General features: G+C 43.0%; 21 protein-coding genes and 1 pseudogene. All 22 read right to left on the bottom strand.

Annotated features, from left to right (window positions below; genetic code table 11):
• Positions 1-433, bottom strand: a pseudogene (locus ciss_RS13585) (glutamine--fructose-6-phosphate transaminase (isomerizing)); the annotation flags it as partial.
• Between the two features lie 83 nt (positions 434-516).
• Positions 517-684, bottom strand: a complete 168-nt coding sequence (locus tag ciss_RS13335; RefSeq protein WP_166504006.1) for a hypothetical protein — start codon at positions 682-684, stop codon at positions 517-519.
• Positions 685-757: 73 nt separating this feature from the next.
• Positions 758-2,089, bottom strand: a complete 1,332-nt coding sequence (glmM, locus tag ciss_RS08405) for a phosphoglucosamine mutase (protein WP_075865831.1) — start codon at positions 2,087-2,089, stop codon at positions 758-760.
• Positions 2,089-3,690, bottom strand: a complete 1,602-nt coding sequence (locus tag ciss_RS08410; RefSeq protein ID WP_075865834.1) for an NAD(P)/FAD-dependent oxidoreductase — start codon at positions 3,688-3,690, stop codon at positions 2,089-2,091. Before ciss_RS08410 ends, glmM begins: the two co-directional genes overlap by 1 nt.
• A 46-nt stretch (positions 3,691-3,736) precedes the next feature.
• Positions 3,737-4,102, bottom strand: a complete 366-nt coding sequence (locus ciss_RS08415; RefSeq protein ID WP_075865835.1) for a CdaR family protein — start codon at positions 4,100-4,102, stop codon at positions 3,737-3,739.
• Between the two features lie 3 nt (positions 4,103-4,105).
• Positions 4,106-4,903 carry a diadenylate cyclase CdaA gene (cdaA, locus tag ciss_RS08420; RefSeq protein ID WP_075865837.1) on the bottom strand — a complete coding sequence of 266 codons (798 nt, stop codon included), beginning with the start codon at positions 4,901-4,903 and terminating at the stop codon, positions 4,106-4,108.
• 72 nt (positions 4,904-4,975) lie between these two features.
• Positions 4,976-5,143 carry a hypothetical protein gene (locus tag ciss_RS13340; protein ID WP_166504007.1) on the bottom strand — a complete coding sequence of 56 codons (168 nt, stop codon included), beginning with the start codon at positions 5,141-5,143 and terminating at the stop codon, positions 4,976-4,978.
• Positions 5,144-5,257: 114 nt separating this feature from the next.
• The gene (locus ciss_RS08425) at positions 5,258-6,277 is read right to left on the bottom strand and encodes a methyl-accepting chemotaxis protein (protein WP_077177521.1); all 1,020 of its coding nucleotides are present in this window, start codon (positions 6,275-6,277) and stop codon (positions 5,258-5,260) included.
• A 95-nt stretch (positions 6,278-6,372) separates the two neighbouring features.
• On the bottom strand, positions 6,373-7,665 hold the full coding sequence (gene uraA / locus ciss_RS08430) for a uracil permease (protein ID WP_075865842.1): 1,293 nt from the start codon (positions 7,663-7,665) through the stop codon (positions 6,373-6,375).
• Between the two features lie 51 nt (positions 7,666-7,716).
• On the bottom strand, positions 7,717-10,056 hold the full coding sequence (locus ciss_RS08435; RefSeq protein ID WP_201787787.1) for a xanthine dehydrogenase family protein molybdopterin-binding subunit: 2,340 nt from the start codon (positions 10,054-10,056) through the stop codon (positions 7,717-7,719).
• A gap of 12 nt (positions 10,057-10,068) precedes the next feature.
• Entirely contained in the window at positions 10,069-10,536 is a 468-nt protein-coding gene (locus tag ciss_RS08440; protein WP_088775864.1) for a (2Fe-2S)-binding protein, read from the bottom strand.
• A gap of 15 nt (positions 10,537-10,551) precedes the next feature.
• A complete protein-coding gene (locus ciss_RS08445; RefSeq protein WP_075865844.1) occupies positions 10,552-11,394 on the bottom strand; it encodes an FAD binding domain-containing protein in 843 nt (280 codons plus the stop codon).
• Between the two features lie 133 nt (positions 11,395-11,527).
• The gene (locus tag ciss_RS08450; protein ID WP_075865846.1) at positions 11,528-12,658 is read right to left on the bottom strand and encodes a sodium ion-translocating decarboxylase subunit beta; all 1,131 of its coding nucleotides are present in this window, start codon (positions 12,656-12,658) and stop codon (positions 11,528-11,530) included.
• A gap of 11 nt (positions 12,659-12,669) precedes the next feature.
• On the bottom strand, positions 12,670-13,059 hold the full coding sequence (locus ciss_RS08455) for a biotin/lipoyl-containing protein (protein ID WP_075865848.1): 390 nt from the start codon (positions 13,057-13,059) through the stop codon (positions 12,670-12,672).
• Position 13,060: 1 nt separating this feature from the next.
• Complete coding sequence (locus tag ciss_RS08460) at positions 13,061-13,369, bottom strand: OadG family protein (protein ID WP_075865851.1); 309 nt, start codon at positions 13,367-13,369, stop codon at positions 13,061-13,063.
• Positions 13,370-13,380: 11 nt separating this feature from the next.
• Positions 13,381-14,919, bottom strand: a complete 1,539-nt coding sequence (locus ciss_RS08465; protein WP_075865854.1) for an acyl-CoA carboxylase subunit beta — start codon at positions 14,917-14,919, stop codon at positions 13,381-13,383.
• A gap of 14 nt (positions 14,920-14,933) precedes the next feature.
• On the bottom strand, positions 14,934-15,410 hold the full coding sequence (locus ciss_RS08470; protein ID WP_075865855.1) for a nitroreductase family protein: 477 nt from the start codon (positions 15,408-15,410) through the stop codon (positions 14,934-14,936).
• The gene (locus ciss_RS08475; RefSeq protein ID WP_075865856.1) at positions 15,410-16,315 is read right to left on the bottom strand and encodes a carbon-nitrogen hydrolase family protein; all 906 of its coding nucleotides are present in this window, start codon (positions 16,313-16,315) and stop codon (positions 15,410-15,412) included. The genes ciss_RS08470 and ciss_RS08475 overlap by 1 nt, the downstream gene beginning before the upstream one ends.
• A gap of 5 nt (positions 16,316-16,320) precedes the next feature.
• Positions 16,321-17,256, bottom strand: coding sequence for a carbamate kinase (gene arcC / locus ciss_RS08480; RefSeq protein WP_075865859.1), 936 nt, complete (start codon positions 17,254-17,256; stop codon positions 16,321-16,323).
• Between the two features lie 11 nt (positions 17,257-17,267).
• Positions 17,268-18,053: a cyclase family protein gene (locus ciss_RS08485; protein ID WP_075865861.1), complete on the bottom strand. Its 786-nt coding sequence runs from the start codon at positions 18,051-18,053 to the stop codon at positions 17,268-17,270.
• A gap of 48 nt (positions 18,054-18,101) precedes the next feature.
• Positions 18,102-19,289 (bottom strand): CaiB/BaiF CoA transferase family protein, encoded by a 1,188-nt coding sequence (locus ciss_RS08490; RefSeq protein WP_075865864.1) that lies wholly within the window; start codon positions 19,287-19,289, stop codon positions 18,102-18,104.
• A 3-nt stretch (positions 19,290-19,292) separates the two neighbouring features.
• Positions 19,293-20,699, bottom strand: coding sequence for a YlbE family protein (locus ciss_RS08495; RefSeq protein ID WP_075865865.1), 1,407 nt, complete (start codon positions 20,697-20,699; stop codon positions 19,293-19,295).
• Positions 20,700-20,704 lie beyond the last annotated feature (5 nt).

Consider the following 20,704-nt stretch of genomic DNA (forward strand, 5'->3'; position numbering starts at 1 on the left):
CCGCCTCTAAAAGGTCACCTGCATAATACTTTTCCAAAAGGTGAGCTAATACTTCCGTATCGGTTTCAGACCGAAAAGTATGTCCCTCAGCCATTAATTCTTCTTTTAAATCCAGATAATTTTCGATAATCCCGTTATGCACCACGGCAAATTTGCCGGTGCAATCTATATGCGGGTGGGCATTTTCATCCGCTGGTTTTCCGTGGGTTGCCCAGCGGGTGTGACCGATACCGGTAGTAGCATTTAATATAACCCCGGAAAGCTTCTCTTCTAAATTGGCAATCTTTCCTACAGACTTGGTAATCTTAATCAGACTATCTTCAATAACGGCTATACCCGCCGAATCATAACCCCTGTACTCTAATTTTTTAAGGCCACCAATTAAAATTGGTGCTGCAGGTTTCGGTCCTATATAGCCAACAATTCCGCACATGTTTGCTTCCTCCAATCAAAATTTATTTAGCGTTATTTTTTCCCAAAGGCAAAAAAGCAAAAAAATATCCTCCCCGTTTTTATTTAACGGGGATTAGTAGGGTCGGCTCCTGCCGACAATTTTTTAACTGCGCTTTCTCCAACCTCTAATTTCCAACCTCTAACCTCCAGTTCGCCCGGCGCCCTTTGTCCCGAAGATTGCTCTTCGGTTTTGTCCGACGCCTTTAACGGCCGCGATAAGCCGGGAGGCATCCGCCGATACCTCGATAAACCTCCACCTCGTCAACCCCGGAAGGGGTCCCGGCGCTTAAAGGCAATAACTTGCCTATAATTTTTCGATAACCGCTATAATCTCATCCACCACCTCCTCGGTAAGTTTTGCATCAGCTCCTTCCGCCATAACCCGAATTAGCGGCTCGGTTCCCGAAGGCCGGACCAAAATCCTTCCTTCCCCGAGCTTTTTTTCACCCCGGGCAATGGCTTTGGCAAGTTCCTCTGCTGTCATAATCTTTTCTTTATCCAAAACCCGCACGTTTTTTAAGACCTGCGGGAATTTGGGCATCTCCTGAGCAAGTTCCGAAAGCTTTTTCCCTTCAGCCACTATTACCTGCATTAACTGCAAAGCGGTAATAATTCCATCACCGGTGGTATTATGGTCTAAAAAGATAATGTGCCCGGACTGTTCGCCACCGATAATCGCTCCATTTTTTAACATCTCTTCTAAAACATACCTATCACCAACTTTCGTCTCTAAAACTTCAATACCCTCCCGGGCAAAAGCTTTTTTAAGTCCTAAATTGCTCATTACCGTTACTACTATACGGTTATTTTTTAATAAGCCCTTTTTCTTTAAGTACTTACCAATAATCACCATAATCTGGTCGCCATCAACTAAATTTCCCTTTTCATCCACCGCCAGCAACCGGTCGGCATCGCCATCATGGGCCAGACCTAAGTGGGCACCTTCCTCCACCACCGCCCGCATTAAAGCTTCCGGATGGGTCGAACCGCAGTTAGCATTAATATTGGTACCATCGGGAGTGTTAAAAATAGGAATAACCTCCGCCCCAAGTTCTTCATAAATCTTTGGAGCAACGTATGAAGCAGCTCCGTTGGCACAATCTACCACTACCCTAAGGCCGCTAAAGGGAAGTTCTACCGTATTTTTAGCAAAGGATTTATAAAGTAATCCCGCATCAGTTATTTCCCGCACCCTGCCTATTTCTGCCCCAATTGGCCGGCTGGGAATTTCCTTTTTTTCCAAAACATATTTTTCAATTTCTTCTTCCACTTCATCGGGAAGTTTAAAACCCGAACCGCTAAAAAATTTAATACCGTTATCTTCCATAGGATTGTGAGAAGCCGAAATTACAGCTCCCGCTACGGCTTTTAATTCCCTGGTTAAATAAGCAATAGCCGGTGTGGGCATAACCCCAACTTTTAAAACATCAAGGCCTACAGAAAGAATCCCGGCAGTCAAAGCGGACTCTAACATATCTCCAGAAATCCTGGTATCCTTACCTACCACTATTCCCTCTCCGTTATACTTTTCCTTTAACACATAGGCTGCAGCTCTACCGAGTTTATAAGCCAGTTCCGGTGTTAAATCGCGGTTTGCAACTCCCCTGACTCCATCGGTGCCAAAAAGTTTACCCATCATCCTTCCTCCTTTGTCAGATAATTTATAACCGCTTCCGCCGCTCTAATTCCGTCCACCGCAGCACTAACTATTCCGCCGGCATAGCCGGCCCCTTCCCCGGCAGGAAAAAGTCCCAAAAAACCTAAAGCCATCCCCTTTTCGTCCCGCGTTATCCTTACCGGCGAAGACGTTCGAGTTTCCGGAGCGGTTAAGATTCCTTTTTCAATAAAGCCCGGTATTTTTCGATTAAAATCTCTTAAGCCTTCTTTCAACATTTGATTAATGTATTCGGGAAAAAGGTCATTTAAATCGGAAGCTTTAACTCCCGGTTTATAAGTCGCACTGGCTACTTCTTCCAAACTACTTACTTTCCCAGTAAGGAAATCCACAGCTCGTTGCGCCGGTGCATGGTAGTTTTTACCGCCAATTTTATAGGCTTTTTGCTCAATCTCCCTCTGGAATTTAACCCCTCCCAAAGGCCCTTCGTAAAAATCCTCGGGATTTACCGATACCACAAGAGCACTGTTGGCAAACTTCCCGTTCCGGCGATAATAGCTCATACCATTGGTAACCACCCCGCCTTCTTCAGAAGAAGCACCAACCACCACCCCGCCGGGACACATGCAAAAGCTAAAAGTAGCCCGTCCTAAATCATTATTTTTATAGACCAACTGGTACTCAGCAGCCCCTAACTTGGGATGCCCGGCATACCGGCCATATTGAGCTTTATCAATTAGGGTTTGCGGATGTTCAATCCTAAGCCCTATCGCAAAAGGCTTGGGTTCTAGGATAACCCCAGTATTTAATAGCATTGCAAAACTGTCCCGGGCCGAATGGCCTATGGCCAAAACTACCGCCGAAGCCCGGCACTCTTCCCGACCGTTTACGACAACACCCACAACTTTTCCTTTATCCACCAATAATCCCGTGACTTTCGCCGAAAAACGTACGATACCGCCTAATTTGATTATTTCCTTTCTTAAATTAACTACAACCTTCCGCAGGCGGTCGGTGCCTATGTGGGGCTTGGCAAGATAAAAAATCTCTTCTGGAGCTCCGGCAGCCAAAAGCCATTTATAAACTAATGCTATTCTTCGGTCGTGGGTGCGGGTGGTAAGTTTGCCATCGGAAAAAGTCCCCGCTCCGCCTTCTCCAAACTGCACGTTAGACTCGGGATTAAGCCTCCCGTTTTGCCAGAACTCCCGCACATCCTCTACCCGTTCGGCTACAGGCTTCCCTCTTTCCAGCAGTAAAACCGGAAAGCCAGCTTTTGCTAAAGATAAAGCCGCAAAAAGGCCTGCCGGACCTGCTCCTGCCACCACAACCGGTTGTTTTAAAGCTACATTTAGCTTATGAAAATCCTCCACTTCCGGTTCCGGTATAGAAACATACTGGTCCTGTAAAAGTTTTTTGGCTTTTTCTCGAGAAATAGCCAGGTCTACCAAAATCGTGTACACAAAAAAAAGCCGCTCTTTTCTGCGAGCATCTACGGCTTTTTTAATTATTTTCAACGATATTACCTTATCTTCCCTCAAACCGTATTTTCGGCACAGCTCGGTTTTTAATTTTGCTTCATCGTCTTCGATTCTTAGCCTTAAATTACTTATTTTAAAAAGCATTATCGTCACCTTTTGGGTAGCAAATATCAATGAAATTATAGATAGTTTATTTTTTTTTGTCAATTTCAATATATACTTCGACCTTATCAGTGCTGTAATAGACTCCGTCCTCCCGAATAAGGGAAACTGTAACTTTTTTACTTTCTTTAGCAGCATTTATATTAATTTCTTCGGTGAAAACTGTATCCTGTAAGGCCCCCGCAGGAACCCACCCGGAAATTTGAATTTTGGGAGGGGTTATTTTAGTTCTCACAATTTGGTACCCCGGAGCCGGTTTGCCGGTAATTACCGGCGTTACCTTAACTTCTTTCTTGTAAACCGGAACAAAATTATTTTTCTCATTGGCTACGTAAAACCACAGAAGAACTGCCAAAAATACCGATGTTATTTTTAAAATAAAATTTTCCCGCAAGTTTTAAAACCTCCATTTTTTGGCACTTTCCCGGTAAAATATAAGATTTTCAATAAGCTTTCGTTGAAGTTCCTCGCGGCTTAAATAGCGGTAAAGTTTTCCCTCCACCGCCAGAGAAATTACCCCAGTCTCTTCAGAAACTATCAGTATCACTGCATCGGTCTCTTCGGAAAGGCCCAATCCAGCCCGGTGGCGGGTACCGAGATTTTTTAAAGAAAGCTCATTTGATGACAGCGGTAGAAAACAAGCCGCAGCGGCAATCCGGCCATGACGAATAATCACCGCCCCATCATGTAGAGGTGACTTAGGAATAAAAATATTAATTAGAAGCTCCGCCGAAAGTTCGGCATCAAGCCTTACCCCCGTTTCGATATATTCGTTTAAACCGGTATTGCGCTCCATTACAATTAAAGCTCCGATTTTTTGTTCGGAAAGCTTTAACGCAGCATTGGTTAATATTTCAATATTATGCCTTAACTGCTTTTCATCGGTTTCGGTAAGGGTAGTTTTAAAAAGAGAACCCCGGCCCAGCTGTTCTAAAGCCCGGCGCAGTTCCGGTTGAAAAACAATGGGAAGAGCCACTGCTAAAAAAGTCATTGACTGTTTTAAAAGCCAGCTTACAGTATTTAAACCCAGGGCTTTAGCTAAAGCGTTTGCCAAAAGTAAAATCACAACCCCTTTTAATAAGGATTCAGCCCGGCTTCCCCGGATTAAAACCAAAAGTTTGTAAATAACAAAAGAAACAATAGTTATATCCAGCACCGTTGTCAAAAAATAAGGAATAACCTCTTTTATGCCCATATAATTTCCCCTTGTCTTCTCCTATATAGGTTATTTTAGCATTTTTCTTCCTAAAAATTAAGAAAACCGGCACTAAAAATTTAATGCCGGTTTAGAAATAAAAGCTCTTTGTGATTGTTGCAATCGAATCCGATAACCTTTTTGTCCCCGATTTTTGGACCTATAATTTTGATTAAATACAGGATTTAAACCAAGGGAATAAAGGGATACTACCCGATTATATTGTTTTTCTTTTTCCATCCAACTCACTTCCCTGAATTCTGATTTTTACACGGGTAGTATACAACTTTTTGCATAATTTGTGCAACTTATTTTACAATGTTTTAATCTTTCTTTAACTTTATTCTTTTTTGCTTACAACTGGTACTGTTTAACGGTAGTTTCGAGAGTATTAGCAATTTCCAGATAACGCGAAGAATAACGTGCTATTTCCTGCGAGCTTGCTGCTATTTCTTCAATAACTGCAGAAAGCTGTTGAGCACTGTTGGAAATTTTTTCAGTTTCCCGGGTTTGGTCAATTGTTTTGTTTTTGATATTTTGCAACAGCTGATAATTTTCCTGTGTGAGCTTATTTATGAGATCAAAATTTTCGGCTACATTGTTAATTAACTTTTCATGTTCCTGTACTTCAGATAAAACTTTTTGGTAAGTTTCACTAGTCCTTTCTAACAGCTCGGCAATTTCCTCCACCGATCTTCGGGAGTTGTCAGCAAGCTTTCTTACTTCTTCTGCCACTACTGCAAAACCCTTACCTGCTTCTCCTGCTCTTGCAGCTTCAATGGCAGCGTTTAAAGCTAACAGGGATGTCTGATCAGAAATTTCATTGATTACACTCAGTATTTTTCTTACATCAGTCATTTTTTCTTCCAGTTGCTTAACAGAAGTATTTATTTTTTCCATTTTTTCCCTTGTCCCCAGCATCATTTGTTTGCCTAAGGCTATTTTTTCATTAGCAACATTAGAATTTTCAGCAAAAATGGAAACATTACCTTCAATTTCCTTGGCGGCATTAGCAATTTCTTCAATGCTGCGAGTCAAAGCCTGCATTTCCTCGGCCTGGTGGGCTATTGCATTCGCTACTTGAGAAGTAATCTGATACACATCCTGTCCTAATTTACGATTTTCTTTGGCGTCTTTATCGGCATATTCTAACCATTCATACATCATTTCTCCCAGTTTTTTATGATATGCCGCAAATGTTTTTAAGAGCCCAGAAATTTTGGGATAAGTTTTAACTGCTCGTAAATTTCGATTAATTAGCTCCTTGCCTACTGCCTCCAGGACGCTAACAGTCCGGCGCAATTGCCATAAGGCAACAAAATAACCAATTGTGCCCGCTGCAATCACCATTACTGCCAAATATAAATACATCATCTTTTTCCTCCTCTTGACATAAAGTTGTTTTAATTAAGCAAGAAAAACCCGGTATTCACCGGGCTTTTCGCAAAGATATTTAACTTTTCAATTTTTTATTCTGCAATCTTGCGGCTAAGAGTTTCCTTAGGAGCTTCTAATTCTTCATTAAGCCAGCCTAAGGTATTTAAGCCGTACATAATAAGGCTCAAGATAATCCCTACAACTGCTGCTAAGGCCATCCCTTTTAATTCAGCAGTACCAATGGTAATTTTAGCACCGCTTACTCCAACCGTAAAGACCACTGCCGATAGTGCCAAGTTAAAGTTTTTACTGTAGTCAACCATTTGTTCGATAAGCATCCGAATACCCGATGCAGCAATAACACCAAACAGCAAGATGCAAATACCGCCCATTACAGGCACGGGAATAGTTTGAATGGCCGCCGCAAGCTTACCAACAACCGAGAGGATAATCGCTATTATGGCCGCACCCCGAATAACCCAAACCGAATAAACCCGGGTAATTGCCATAACCCCGATGTTCTCGCCGTAGGTAGTATTTGGTGGTGAACCAGTCCAGCCGGAAAGGAAGTTCGAAATACCATCTCCTAAAAGTGAAAGGTGTAAACCCGGTTTTTTAACCAAGTCCCGCTCCACAATATTTCCGGTAACGATTAAGTGACCAATGTGTTCGGCCAATACTACCAGGGCAGCAGGCGCTATTAAGATTATGGCATTGGCATTAAACGTAGGTGCTGAAAACGTAGGAATTTTAAACCAGGGGGCTTTGGCAATTGGAGTTAGATCTACCAAGCCTTGAGTCCAAGCAAAAGCGTAACCGGCCAAAACCGCAATTAAAACCGGTATTACCTGAAGAAATCCCCGAAAAACTACCGAACCCACTACTGCAATTAAAAGGGTAAACATTGAAACCATGACCACTTTGGGGTCCATTTTTTCGGCTGTAAGTCCGGCCATTTGGGCCGCAACCGGTGCAAGTTCAAGGCCTATAACCGCAACTACTGCCCCCATAACCGGTGGAGGAAGTACAATATCGATCCACTTGGTTCCAGCATAACGGATAATAAACGATACCACGATAAAGAAGAGACCGAAGAAAATGTAACCCGATTGGGCCGCGGAATAACCCCATTTATCAATTATTAAGAGGGTAGGAGCAATAAAAGCAAAGCTTGAGCCAAGATAAGCAGGTATACCACCTTTAGTAACAAAAGTATAAATTAAAGTCCCGATACCGTTCATTAAAAGAGCTATTGCCGGGTCAATTTTAAAGAGTAAAGGGACCAAAACCGTTGCGCCAAACATTGCCATTAAATGCTGAAAACTTAAAGGCAACGTTTCCAATAAAGGGAGCTTTTCTTCAATTTGAATAACCCTTCTAGCCATTATTTCACCCTTCCCCGTTTTATTTTAGAGGGGGAACCTGTCCCCCTCCCTTTAAATACCGTATTTTTCTTTAATAGCTTTCCGTACTTTTTCCGCTGTCAACGGTAACGTATTAATGCGTATTCCCAGTGCATTGTAAAGGGCGTTAGCAATAGCAGGTGCAGTGGGAACCATAACGTGTTCGCCAAATCCACGAGCGCCATAGGGTCCGTCTTCCAAGGGAGTTTCAATAAAGTCGATAATCATCTCCGGAAGTTCTGCAGCAGTGGCAATCTTGTAGTCCACGAATGATGGATTTAAAAGCTTTCCTTTTTCGTCAAACTTCATTTCCTCAAACAATGCCGTGGATAAGCCCTGGATTATCCCCCCCTCCGTTTGAGCTTTAGCTAAATCGGGATTTATCACTTTCCCGATATCATAAACAGCCACAACTTTCTTCACATCAATCTTACCCGTGTCCACATCTACTTCAATGTCCACCGCCTGTACACCATAGGTCCAGTGCGATACCCCTTTAGGGCTTTGGCCGGTTTCTTTATCAAAGCTTACCACCCCTTCGGGGATAAATACACCTTTGCCAATTACCGGACCACCCCAGCCGCTACCGTCAGGTAAAGTTAAACCCAGGGCAATATCTTTAACCGCGATTTTCCGAGCAGGATCTGCCACAACATAAACATAGCCATCATACACATCTAATTCTTCAAGAGGTACTCCAAAATGTTTAGCTCCCATTTCCAAAAGCTGTCTCTTTGCATCCCGGGCGGCACGAATTACAGCATTGCCAGCAGAATAGGTGATACGGCTAGCCACCGTTTGCCATTCATAAGCGGTATAGTCGGTATCTGGCTGGCTCACTTTTATCCAATCTTCTGGTACACCAAGCTCTTCAGCACAGATTTGAGCAAGAGCAGTAAAAGCTCCCTGACCTATTTCCTGCGCGGTTATTAAAAGTGCTACCGTTCCATCATCGTTAAACTTCACAATAGCCGAAGAGGCCGCGTTATTTGGCATTGCCGGTGCTTTAATCATGCAAGCTAAACCTTTAGCCCGCACTTTTCCACTGGATAGCTCGGGCTTAGGCTCACCTTTTATTTCTTCCCAGCCAATTAGTTCCTTAGCCCGTAAAATACACTTTTCAATACCCACATCCTTTAATACCTGACCGGTAGCGTTAGTTGAACCATCCCGCTGAATGTTTTTCAAACGGAATTCAATCGGGTCCATCCCGAGTTTATGGGCAATCATATCCATATGCTGTTCGATTGCCCAGTGCATTTCACTCATCCCAAAGCCCCTCAAAGGACCGCCGTTTGGCTTGTTGGTATAAACGCAGTACGAATCGGTCTTCATATATGGAATGTCATAAACCCCGGCGGAAGAATAACCCGCTGCCCGGGTAATGTTCACCCCGTATTCATTGTAAGCACCGGCATCCCAAACCATTTCCAGTTCCTGGGCAACAATCCTTCCCTCTTTTGTTACACCGGTCTTAATTTTAGCATACATTCCCTGACGTACAAAAGTATCCCTAAACTCTTCTTCCCGGGTAGTTACGTATTTAATTGGTTTGTTTCTTAATTTTAAGGCTAAAGGAATAAGCGGTGCTTCAATGTTAACTCCTGCTTTGGCCCCAAAGCCTCCACCACAGTAGGGGCCTAAAACTCGGATCTTGGTCATGGGGATTTTCAAGGAATGACTTAATATTTTGCGTACTGCATTGGGAGATTGATTGGATGACCAGATTGTGAACTTTCCGGTACTGTCACACATCACTATAGCTGTGTGGGTTTCAATGGGGGTATGCTGGATTTGAGGTACGTAGTATTCGCCTTCAAAGATATAATCGGATTTCGCAAAACCTTCTTCCACATTGCCTTTCCTGATTTTAAAGTGGTTGGAAATATTCGTATCTGGCTTTGGATAAATTGCAGGAACATGTTCATAATTTTTTAGGTCAGGATGAATTAATGGCGCTCCTTCTTTCATGCCTTCCCTTGGATCCAATACTGCAGGAAGCTCTTCATACTCCACTTCAATTAATTCAATTGCTTTTTGGGCTATTTCTTCAGACACCGCAGCTACTCCCGCAACAGGTTCGCCATAGTAACGAACTTTATCAACAGCATAAGGAGTGCGGTCTAAAAGATATAAACCCATCCTCTGAGGAAAATCTTTTCCGGTAACAACCGCTTTTACACCAGGTAATTTTTCTGCTTTGGAAGTATCTATCCGTATAATCTTGGCATGGGCATATTTACTTCTTAAAATTTTTGCATAAAGCATTGATCCAAATTTTAAATCACCAACATACTTTGCCGAACCGGTTACCTTTTCCGGCCCATCTTTTCTTTTGACGCTTTTACCAATGTAGGATTCCTTTTTAATCACTTCCTTCACCCCCTAAACCCGCGCTTTTTGAGCGGCTTTTAATACCGCATTCACAATGCGAATGTAACCTGTACAACGGCAAAGATTACCACTTATAGCTTCAATTACTTCTTCTCGAGTAGGATTGGGATTTCTCATTAAAAGCGCTTTGGCCGACATAATCATTCCCGGGGTACAATAACCACACTGAAGCGCCCCTTCATCAATAAAAGCTTCTTGAACTATGTCTAACTCTTCGTCCTTGCTTAATCCTTCTACCGTTAATATTTCCGCCCCATCAACTTCTGGAGCCAAAACTAAACAAGCATTCACAGGTTGTCCATTCATAATTACGGTACAAGAACCACACTCACCACCACCACAGCCTTCCTTTGCTCCTGTTAAGTCCAATTCTTCTCTTAAAATATCAATCAAGCGGTGGTGGGGATGAACTAACAGCTCGACCCACTCATTGTTAACTTTAAAACGAACCGAAATCATCTCTATCCCACCTTTCTATAAATTGGCTAAGGCTTGTTTCACCGCCCGGTAAGTTAAGGTTTCAACCAGGTCCAACCGATACTCTTTACTGGCACGGATGTCATCTATAGGTGAACACTCCTCCCGGGCAATGCGGGCCGCTTCTCTAATGGTTTGGTCAAATTTCTTACCTCTTAAAAATTGTTCCGCTTTTCTGGCCCTAATTGGAGTTGGTGCCACTGCCCCCAGAGCGATTCTTACATCATCGTTATCAAAAACAAGAGCCGCAACCCCCACAATGGCTAAGTCTACCGCTTTTGTCCGGGCAAACTTGATATAACTACCGCCAGCCTTTCCCTGATAATATGGAAGTTTTATCTGATATAATATTTCATTGGATTTTAAAACCGTCTTCCCAGGTCCTACAAAAAATTCCGTTGCAGGGATTTCTCTAAAGCCTTCCGGCCCATAGGCAATCATTACCGCTTCATACACCAGAAGAGCTGGAGCAGTATCAGCTAGGGGAGAAGCGTTACAGACGTTGCCACCAATAGTAGCCCGGTTTCTTATTTGATATGAACCTAACGCATGGGCTCCTTCTCCTAATACCCTGAATTTTTCAATTATTACTTTATTTCTTACAATTTCGTTCATAGTAGTGGCAGCACCAATATAAACCCCGTCTTCCCGTGCTGTAATACCGCTAATTCCATCAATTCCCTTTATATCGACCACTCTTTTGGGTTCTAAAAGCCTATCTTTTATTCGCACAATTAAATCAGTCCCACCTGCCATAACTTTTACCCGGTCATCTCCTGATAGGAGCATTACTGCCTCGTCCAATGTCCGGGCTTTAACGTACTCAAAAGGAGTTAACATTGTCTCCCTCCTCGTGAAATTTTGAAAAAATTGTCGAAATATTTCTAAGTAATTAAGATTCTTCGTTAAAGGTTAAATCCCTTTATAACTATTCACAAATAAATCTAACTATTTTTGAAATTTTTTTAAACTACTACCCAAGTACTGTTAAGAGCACTCCGGCGGCTATAGCCGACCCGATTACTCCGGCCACATTGGGCCCCATGGCATGCATTAAAAGGAAGTTTGTCGGATTGGCTTCCTGCCCAACCTTCTGGGATACCCTGGCCGCCATTGGTACCGCCGAAACTCCCGCCGAACCAATTAAGGGGTTAATCTTTCCGCCCGAAAGTTTATACATTAATTTACCCATCAAAATCCCGCCGGCAGTGCTAAAGGAAAAGGCAATCAAGCCCAAAACTATAATCTCCAAAGTTTTTACCGTTAAAAATGTTTCGGCTTTAGCTGTAGCTCCAACAGTTAGGCCCAAAAAAATAGTAATAATGTTTATTAGCTCATTTTGTGCAGTTTTAGATAACCGTTCCACTACCCCTGCTTCCCGAATAAGGTTTCCAAACATCAAACAAGCTATTAAGGCCGAAGCAGAAGGTACCAAAAGAACACAAAGAATAGTTACAATAATCGGAAATAAAATTCTTTCGGTTTTCGAAACTTCTCTTAATTGCTCCATCACCGTTTCCCGTTCTTTTTGTGTAGTTAAAAGTTTCATTATAGGCGGCTGAATAATCGGAATTAAAGCCATATAAGAGTACGCTGCCAGTGCGACAGAACTTAAAAGTTCCGGAGCTAATCTCGAAGTTAGATAAATAGCGGTAGGTCCGTCAGCCCCGCCAATAATCCCGATCGAAGCAGCCTGCGCCGGAGTAAAGCCAAGCAAAAGTGCACCCATAAAGGTGATAAAGATACCTAACTGGGCTGCCGCCCCCAAAAGAAAGGTAATAGGGTTAGCAATAAGCGGACCAAAATCGGTAAGAGCTCCCACCCCTAAAAAGATCAGCGGAGGATAAATCCCCAGCTTGACACCCTGATAGAGGTAGTAAAATAAGCCTCCTGGTTGACCGTTAGCAGGAGGGTCAAAAATCCCTGTAATCGGTAGATTGGAAATAAGCATACCAAAACCAATAGGCATTAAAAGAAGCGGTTCGTATTCTTTTTTAATAGCAAGATAAAGAACAATCAGCGCGATAACAATCATTACTCCGTTTTGCCATTTAAAAGCGGTAAAACCGGTAGTAGCTAAAAGGCTTGCTATTTTATCCAGCATGTTCTCAACTCCTATTCAAGGATTACCAGTATTTCTCCGGCCGCTACCGATTGTCCGGAAGTCACCAGAATTTCTTTAATAACTCCTTCCACCGAGGCCATGATTTCGTTTTCCATCTTCATGGCTTCTAAGATTAACACAACATCGCCCCGTTTAACCTTTTGGCCCGGAGATACAAGAATTCGTTGCACAACTCCAGGAATTGGAGCTTTAATTTCCTTGCCCGCTGCGGTTGGAACAGATGGAGGTGGGGAAGAAGGAAGCGTTTTTGCCTTAGGTGCTTCTGGTACCGGTGCAGCAACTGCAACTTCCTGGTATGAAACCACTGCTGGACTCCCTCCTACTTCTTCAACCATGACATCATAAACCTTGCCGTTAACCGTTATTTTTAGCTGGCGCATTTTAGTTCCCTCCTAATTGATGATATTTCCAGAGTGGATTAACTTGATCCTTTGGATTAAAACCTGAGGATTTTGTATTTTCTTCTAAGTAGACATACGCCGCTGCAGCTAAAATCACAGCCAAATTGTCGTCTTCCGCAGAAACCTTACTAATATTTTCAGCGGAACTCCTTACTTCAGAAGGTTTTTTTTTAGCAAAAAGATACTTAAAGCTGCTCATAACCAGGGTTAACACAATTAGAGCCAGAAATACCACACCCATTCCCAAAACGGTCATTTCCAGCCCCAGCCAAACCCGTTCAACCATCATAAGATTCCTCCTTAAAGCGGTATATTGCCGTGTTTTTTGGGGCTTTTCTTGATCTTTTTGCTTTTTAAGAACTTAAACCCGGCTAAAATTTGGTTTCTAAGCTCGGCCGGTTCTACAATAATATCTACAATTCCCTTGCTTGCAGCATAGTAGGGGTTGCCAAAAAGCTCAATAAACTCGCTGATTTTTTCCTGTCGAAAGTCCTCGGGATTTTCAGCGTTTTTGATCTCATCGCGATACAGAATGTTTACCGCCGCATCAGCTCCTACAACGCCAATATCAGCGGTAGGAAGAGCAATGGTTAAATCAGCACCAAGATTTTTACTGCACATAGCAATATAACCGCCACCATAGGCTTTTCTTAAAATTACCGTTATTTTGGGTACAGTGGCTTCTCCATAAGCATAAAGTACCTTTGCCCCATGGCGAATTATGCCAGCATGCTCCTGCCATACCCCGGGCAAATAACCGGGAATATCTTCTAAAGTTAAGAGGGGAATGTTAAAAGCATCGCAAAAACGAATAAACCGGGAAGCTTTGTTAGAAGCATCAATATCAAGGCAGCCTGCTTTTACTTTCGGTTGATTGGCAATAACCCCAACAGTTTCGCCGCCAATTCTTATAAAACCAATTACAATATTGGGAGCAAATAGAGCCTGCACTTCAAAAAATCTACCAAAATCGGCAATGGCTTTAATTACTTCCCGTACGTCATAAACTTTTGTCGGCTGGACAGGGATAAGCGAATTTAACTCCAAAACCCGGCGGTAGCCTTCTTCCGCCGCTACAGGCGGGCTTTCCAGATAATTGGCCGGAAGATAGGATAATAACTCCTTGACAATCTTCACCGCTTCCTGCTCACTTTCGGCGTAAAAATGGGCAACACCGCTTATTTGGTTGTGAATTAAAGCACCTCCCAAACTCTCCCCGTCGACTTCCTCGCCAGTTACCTCTTTAATAACTTGGGGTCCGGTAATAAACATGTTAGAACCTTTTATCATCACGATAAAATCGGTTAGCGCCGGAGAATAAACTGCTCCTCCGGCACAAGGACCTCCTATTACCGAAATCTGCGGAATAATGCCAGAAGCATCAATATTATGGGCAAAAATTTTGCTGTAACCTTCTAAAGCTTCTATACCCTCCTGAATTCGGGCGCCCCCGGAATCGTTTAACGAAATAAAAGGTACACCCATTTCCTGTGCCATTTTTATAGCCCGGCAGATTTTATCGGCATGCATTGAACCTACCGAACCACCCTGAACCGTAAAGTCCTGAGCAGCTACTACAACTCGACGTCCGTTCACCGTCCCATAACCCGTTACTACTCCATCCCCTGGAAGGGGTTCCGTTAAGCCAAAATTTTTTGCCCGTTGCTCAGCAAAAAGTCCTATTTCCACAAAGCTTCCAGGATCAAGAAAAAGGTCAATCCTTTCCCGAGCAGTTAACTTTCCGCGATTATGCTGGGCAACAACCTTTTCTTTTCCTCCACCGGCTTTATACTTCTTTTCTTTCTCTTTTAATGCTTGGATTAGCTTTTCCATATCCATTGAATATTCCCCCATCATTTAAAAGTTACCACTTCTTCTAATGGCTTACGGGCAGGTTTTTCCGGAAGTTCAGCAATTTCCCCCACAGGTATTAAACAAACAATTTTTTCCTCATTACCAACCTCGAGAAGTTTCTTAGCTACTTCCTGGTTAAAAGACTTTATCCAGCAGCTTCCAAGCCCTTCCCCCCAAGCAGCAAGCATTAAGTTTTCAGCAGCTAATGCAACATCAATTTCGTATCCCGGTACAGTACAGATCATAGCAAAAACCACTGCAGCATCTTTAATAAACTGCTGTTCACATGCTTCTTCTACAAGTTTATTTTTAAGGGCTTTATTGGTAACGACGATAAAACGCCAGTTTTGCCGGTTATTAGCCGAGGGAGCATTAATTGCCGCCGTTAAAAGCTTTAGAATTGTGTCCTTGGGTAACTCTGATGGCTTAAAATTTCGAATACTTCTTCTCTCTATTATTGCTTGATATAGTTCCATTATTGTTCCTCCCCTTTCCAATACGGTATTCTTTTTGCTGGTTCAAAACGAGATTTACCTTTTGTTAAAATATCTTTATATGCTTTTAAGTTGCGATCTTCCAAGTGGTCAAAAATCATCGGTGCTTTTGTCCCGTAACTTACGTATTTTAAAGGTTCTGGATTTAATTTGGCACTTATAATTTCCTCTCCACCCCGGGCTAAAGCAAGTTTTTGAGCAATTGGAGAAATAATCATACTATGTCCGAAATAATAATTGTTTCCAGCATCAGGTCCCACAGCGTTTACAGCTATTAAGTAAATGTGGTTATCATACGCCCGAGCCATATTGGTTAGTTCCCAGATCTCATAACTTCGAAGTAAAGCCGAAGGCCGCACGATTATTTCGGCACCTTTTAAAGCTAATACCCGGGAAAGTTCAGGAAAATCTCCATCATAACAAATAATCATCCCTATGTCCCCAAGCTTGGTCTTCACCACCACCGGCTCTTCTCCGGGAGTGGTCCAGCCACCGCCACCAATTCTCTCGGTGGGAAAAGGATGGGTTTTCCGGTATACCCCGAGAGTTTGCCCCTCATCATCAATTAACACTGCCGAATTATAAATCAGTGGAAATTCCGAACCCCGCTCGTAAAAGGAAATTACCGCATGTACCCGAGATTTTCGGCACTGAGTAGCAATCTTCTCTATATAAGGGTTGTCTAAAGGTTGAGCTATCTTCTGGTAAATTTCCAGTAAAGGTAAAGCCGGGGTAAAACCAGATAAAACCGATTCCGGAAAAACTGCCAAATCCGCCTTATGCTCTTTTTTGGCTTTTTTTAGCCAGGCACATACCTTTTCCGTATTTTTTTCCAAATCATTGGGGGTTATAGCAATTTGTACTCCCGCAGCTATAAAAGGTATCATTCCAATCACCTCGTTATGGTAGTTCCCGCTTTACCTTCCACCGCACTTAAGGCTTCTTCCAGTAAACCAATTACCGCCTTTTTCCCACCTGCTTTAACAAAATCAATAGCAGCTCTAATTTTTGGTCCCATACTGCCAGGAGGAAAATGGCCTTCCCGGTAATATTGTTCCGCCTCTTCCACTGTCATCTTATCCAACTGTTTTTCATTTGGTTTACCAAAATTTATCGCTACCTTGGGAACACCGGTTAGTAAAAACAATATATCGGCATTAACTTCCAGAGCAAGCTTTAAGGCTGCCAGGTCTTTATCAATGACTCCATCTACACCATAAAGTTCACCATCTTTTTCCATAACCGGTATTCCACCACCACCCGCCGCTACAACTATCATATCCTGCTCTAACGCTTTTTTTATTGCCCGGGCTTCCACAATGCGCAGGGGCACCGGTGAGGGAACCACCCGTCGCCAGCCGCGCCCGCTATCTTCTACCATGTGGTAGCCTTGCTGGGCAATGAGCTTTTTCGCTTCTTCTTCCGTATAAAAAGGTCCAATTGGTTTGGTAGGATTGGTAAAAGCGAGATCATTAGGATCTACCACTACCTGCGTTATCATCGTAATAATATCTTTATCGATTCCTGCTTTTTTCAGGCTGTTTTTTAACTGCTGCTGGAGACCCAGGCCTAACGAACCCTGGGTATTGGAAACACAAACATAAAGAGGCATAGCCGGAACAACTTCCTTAGCCAGTTCATTTTTAATAAGGAGGTTTCCTACTTGCGGACCATTGCCGTGTACTAAAACGAGCCGGTGGCCTTTTGCCACCAGCTCGACCAGTTGATCTGTTACCTTCCGGATATTTTTGACCTGTTCGGCAAAGGTCCCCTTTTCATTAGGCTTGGTTATGGCATTACCGCCAATGGCGAGGACCAGAGTTGCCATTTTCCTTCCTCCTACTCCTCATCAAAGGCTACGATACGGCAAATAGAAGATTCACCGCCTACAAAACGCCAGGGGAAGCAACCGATGATTAACCGCTTATTTAAAACTTTATCTATATCTCCGCCCAAATTTTCTGCATGGATAATATCATATGGGAAGAGAGCAATATGCATTTGTTGATAATCCTCCGGTGGGAAGAATTCATCCAGACCCTTGCCGTATTTTTCTCTCAGGTATTTATCGGCTTCTTTGGCATGGTGCGGCATCCATTCCCTAATTTTGGTGTTCATTGGGTGATCAGCAGAACCGCAGTCAACGCCAATCCATTTGATTTTCATTTTTAAACACCAGTCCACAAATTCCCGGGTCGGGCCAGGGTGCTTCACCATATACCTTACTTCATCAGCGGTAGGCTGATCCCAGGAGTAGTGGTGGTAGCCGGTGTGGATAATTAAAATATCCCCTTCCTTAACTTCCACCCTTTCCATAATGTCTTTACTGGTATAAATTCCGTAATCTTCAGCTATATCGCTTAAATCAACTACTACCCCAGGTCCTACCAAGTGTTCCAACGGCAGACTGGCGATATCCTTGCCATGGGTTACAAAGTGAAGCGGACCATCTAAATGGGTACCTACATGGTTGGAAGTGGTGATAAGCTGACCATTGGCTCCATTGGGAGCCAAGCGCTTAAAAAATTTAATCTGCAAAGGTTCATAAGTAGGCCAGGCTGGCGTCAGGTGACTTAACGGCTGGGTTAAGTCATACATTTTTACTTTGTCCCAATTTTTAATCATGAAAACCACACTCCTTTTATAAGATTTTTTATTTAACAGGCATTAAGCCTAAATAACACCCTCAGCTACAAGGTCGTCATATTTATCTCCAAAACCTAAGGATTCCAATACTTCCCGAGTATGCTCACCCAAAGCGGGAACAACGGGATTTAAATTGGTATCGGCATAGGAAAGCTTTATAGGATTGTTTGCCGCTACCAGTCGGTCACCCGCTGGAGTTATTACTTCTTTTAGCATATCCCGGGCTAATACTTGTGGATGGTCAAAAAGTTTATCCACGGTATTTATAGGACCTGCAGGTACCCCAGCATTTTCCAGAATCACAAGCCACTCCGCAGTGGTTTTTTCTTGAAAAACCGGTTTTAATATTTCCTCTAATATTTCAACATTTTTAGTCCTTAAAGGATTAGTAGCAAACCTTTCATCCGCCAGAAGCTCTTCTTTTTTAATTGCCCGGCAGAACTTTTCCCAAAGAGTGTCGTTGCCACAAGCAACAATTACATAACCATCCTGGGTGGGGTATGCCTGAAAGGGCGTAATGGATGGGTGCCGTGTTCCCAAAGGTCCTGGTACTTCGCGGTTTACTGCATAACGGGCAATAGCATTTTCTAAGATTGCTATCTGGCAATCAAGCATTGATACATCTACCATCTGCCCCACACCCGTTTCTTCCCTCTGGTATAAAGCGGTCAAAATCCCAATTACCGTAAAGAGCCCGGCAGTAATATCTCCAATCGATACCCCTACTCGCACAGGAGGCCTTCCCGGTTCTCCGGTAATACTCATGATGCCGCCCATCCCCTGCACTATCATGTCATAGGCAGGTTTTTCCCGGTAAGGTCCCGTCTGGCCAAAACCGGAAGAAGCGGCATAAATCAAACGTGGATTTACTTCTTTAAGCTTCTCATAGCCAAGCCCAAGCTTTTCCATGGTGCCGGGTCGGAAATTTTCTACTAAAACATCGGAAGTTTTCACAAGTTCTAAAAATATTTCCCTGGCTTTTTCTTTTTTTAAGTTTAACGTTATACTTTTTTTCCCCCGATTTAAACTGGCAAAATAAGCACTCGTGCCATCGGGAAGAAATGGACCAAAAGCCCTCGAATCATCCCCTCTACCGGGCATTTCTACCTTAATAACGTTTGCTCCCATATCCGCCAAAATCATGGTAGCGTAGGGGCCAGCTAATACCCTGGTTAAATCTAATACTTTTAAGCCGTGTAGTGGTTTTTGAACCATTAGTTATTCCCCCAGATACTGTTCTTTCCAGGCCAACAAGGCTTTCTCAAAGCATTCCCAAGGCGGATTAACCAGTCCGGCTCCTACCTGGCCAATCCCAGCCTCCCGGTGGGCTATACCCGTATTGATTTGAGGAAGAATATTTTTCGAGAGAACTTTTCTAATGTCAATTCCGGTAGGAGTACCTCTGAAACCAAAAATTGGTATTTGGAATACACGATTTTCCGCTATTGTGATTTCATACATCTTCCTTGAATAGTTTAGGGCATCCTCAGGCGTACCTCCGACAAACTGAACAATAGCAATAGCTGCTGCCATGGCAAAGCCACCGAATCCTGCAGTTTCTGTAATTGCCGAATCACCAATATCGGGGTTACAGTCTTCTTCCTTAAAACCGGGGAATAAAAGCCCTTTTATCATCTGGGCGGGTCCAGTAAACCAACGGTTGCCAAGGCCACTAACCCTTATCCCAAACTCCGTACCATTTCTCGCCATAGTGGTTACTAAAGTACTTTTGGGGATGTTATGGGCAGCATCAAGCATTACTTTAGCTGCAGGCATAGAGAGATTCAGAAAAAAGTGATCGTTACTATTGATAAAATTCAAAATATCTACCAGCTCACTGTCTGGAAGCCCGGCTTTTACTAAATATGGAGCAATATTTCTGATAAACAAAGATGTACCAGCTTTGTTTCGGTTATGAAGTTCATCCCCCATATGAAGCGCCTGAGCTATTATTGTTTTTAGATCAATACCCCCGGAGAGTTCTATGGCTTTTTTTAGGCCTGGAGCTAAGACTTTTTCCATCCAGCGTAGTCTATTAATCACCTCATCACTAAAAGCCCCATACCGCAGTACCTTGCCCAATCCTTCATTTAATGTGCAATAGGCATAATTACCGTGGGTTACGTTATGAACGATAAAAACCGGCATTGAGGGTGAAATAACTCCAGCCATCGGCCCCACAGCATTATGTTCGTGGCAAGGCGAAAATTTAATTTTTCCTGACTTAGCAAGTTTTTCTGCCTCTTCGGGAGTATTTGCCCGTCCCTCATAGATAAGAGCTCCAATAACCGCCCCTCTTAATGGTCCAGACATTTTCTCCCAGGTAATAGGTGGACCAGCATGCAGTAACGTATCTTCATCCATCCCCGGAATTACTTCCCGGGCTATCCCAATGCTAACTAAAACTGGCTGGGAGTTAAAATATTTCTCCAAAGCAATTTTATTGGCTTTCTCAATCTCCGGGTCATCTTCTATTAAATTCAGGATATCAATAAGTTCTTTTTTACCCCTGGCAGGTGGTTCCCATTCTAAATGGTATACTTCCGTACCTTGAGCCCTTAAATCTTCCGCGAAATCTCTATTACCCAAGTTTATAGCTTTTAATTTTTGACGAAATAATTCCATCACTT

The sequence above is a fragment of the Carboxydothermus islandicus genome, assembly GCF_001950325.1.
GTDB lineage: Bacteria > Bacillota > Z-2901 > Carboxydothermales > Carboxydothermaceae > Carboxydothermus > Carboxydothermus islandicus.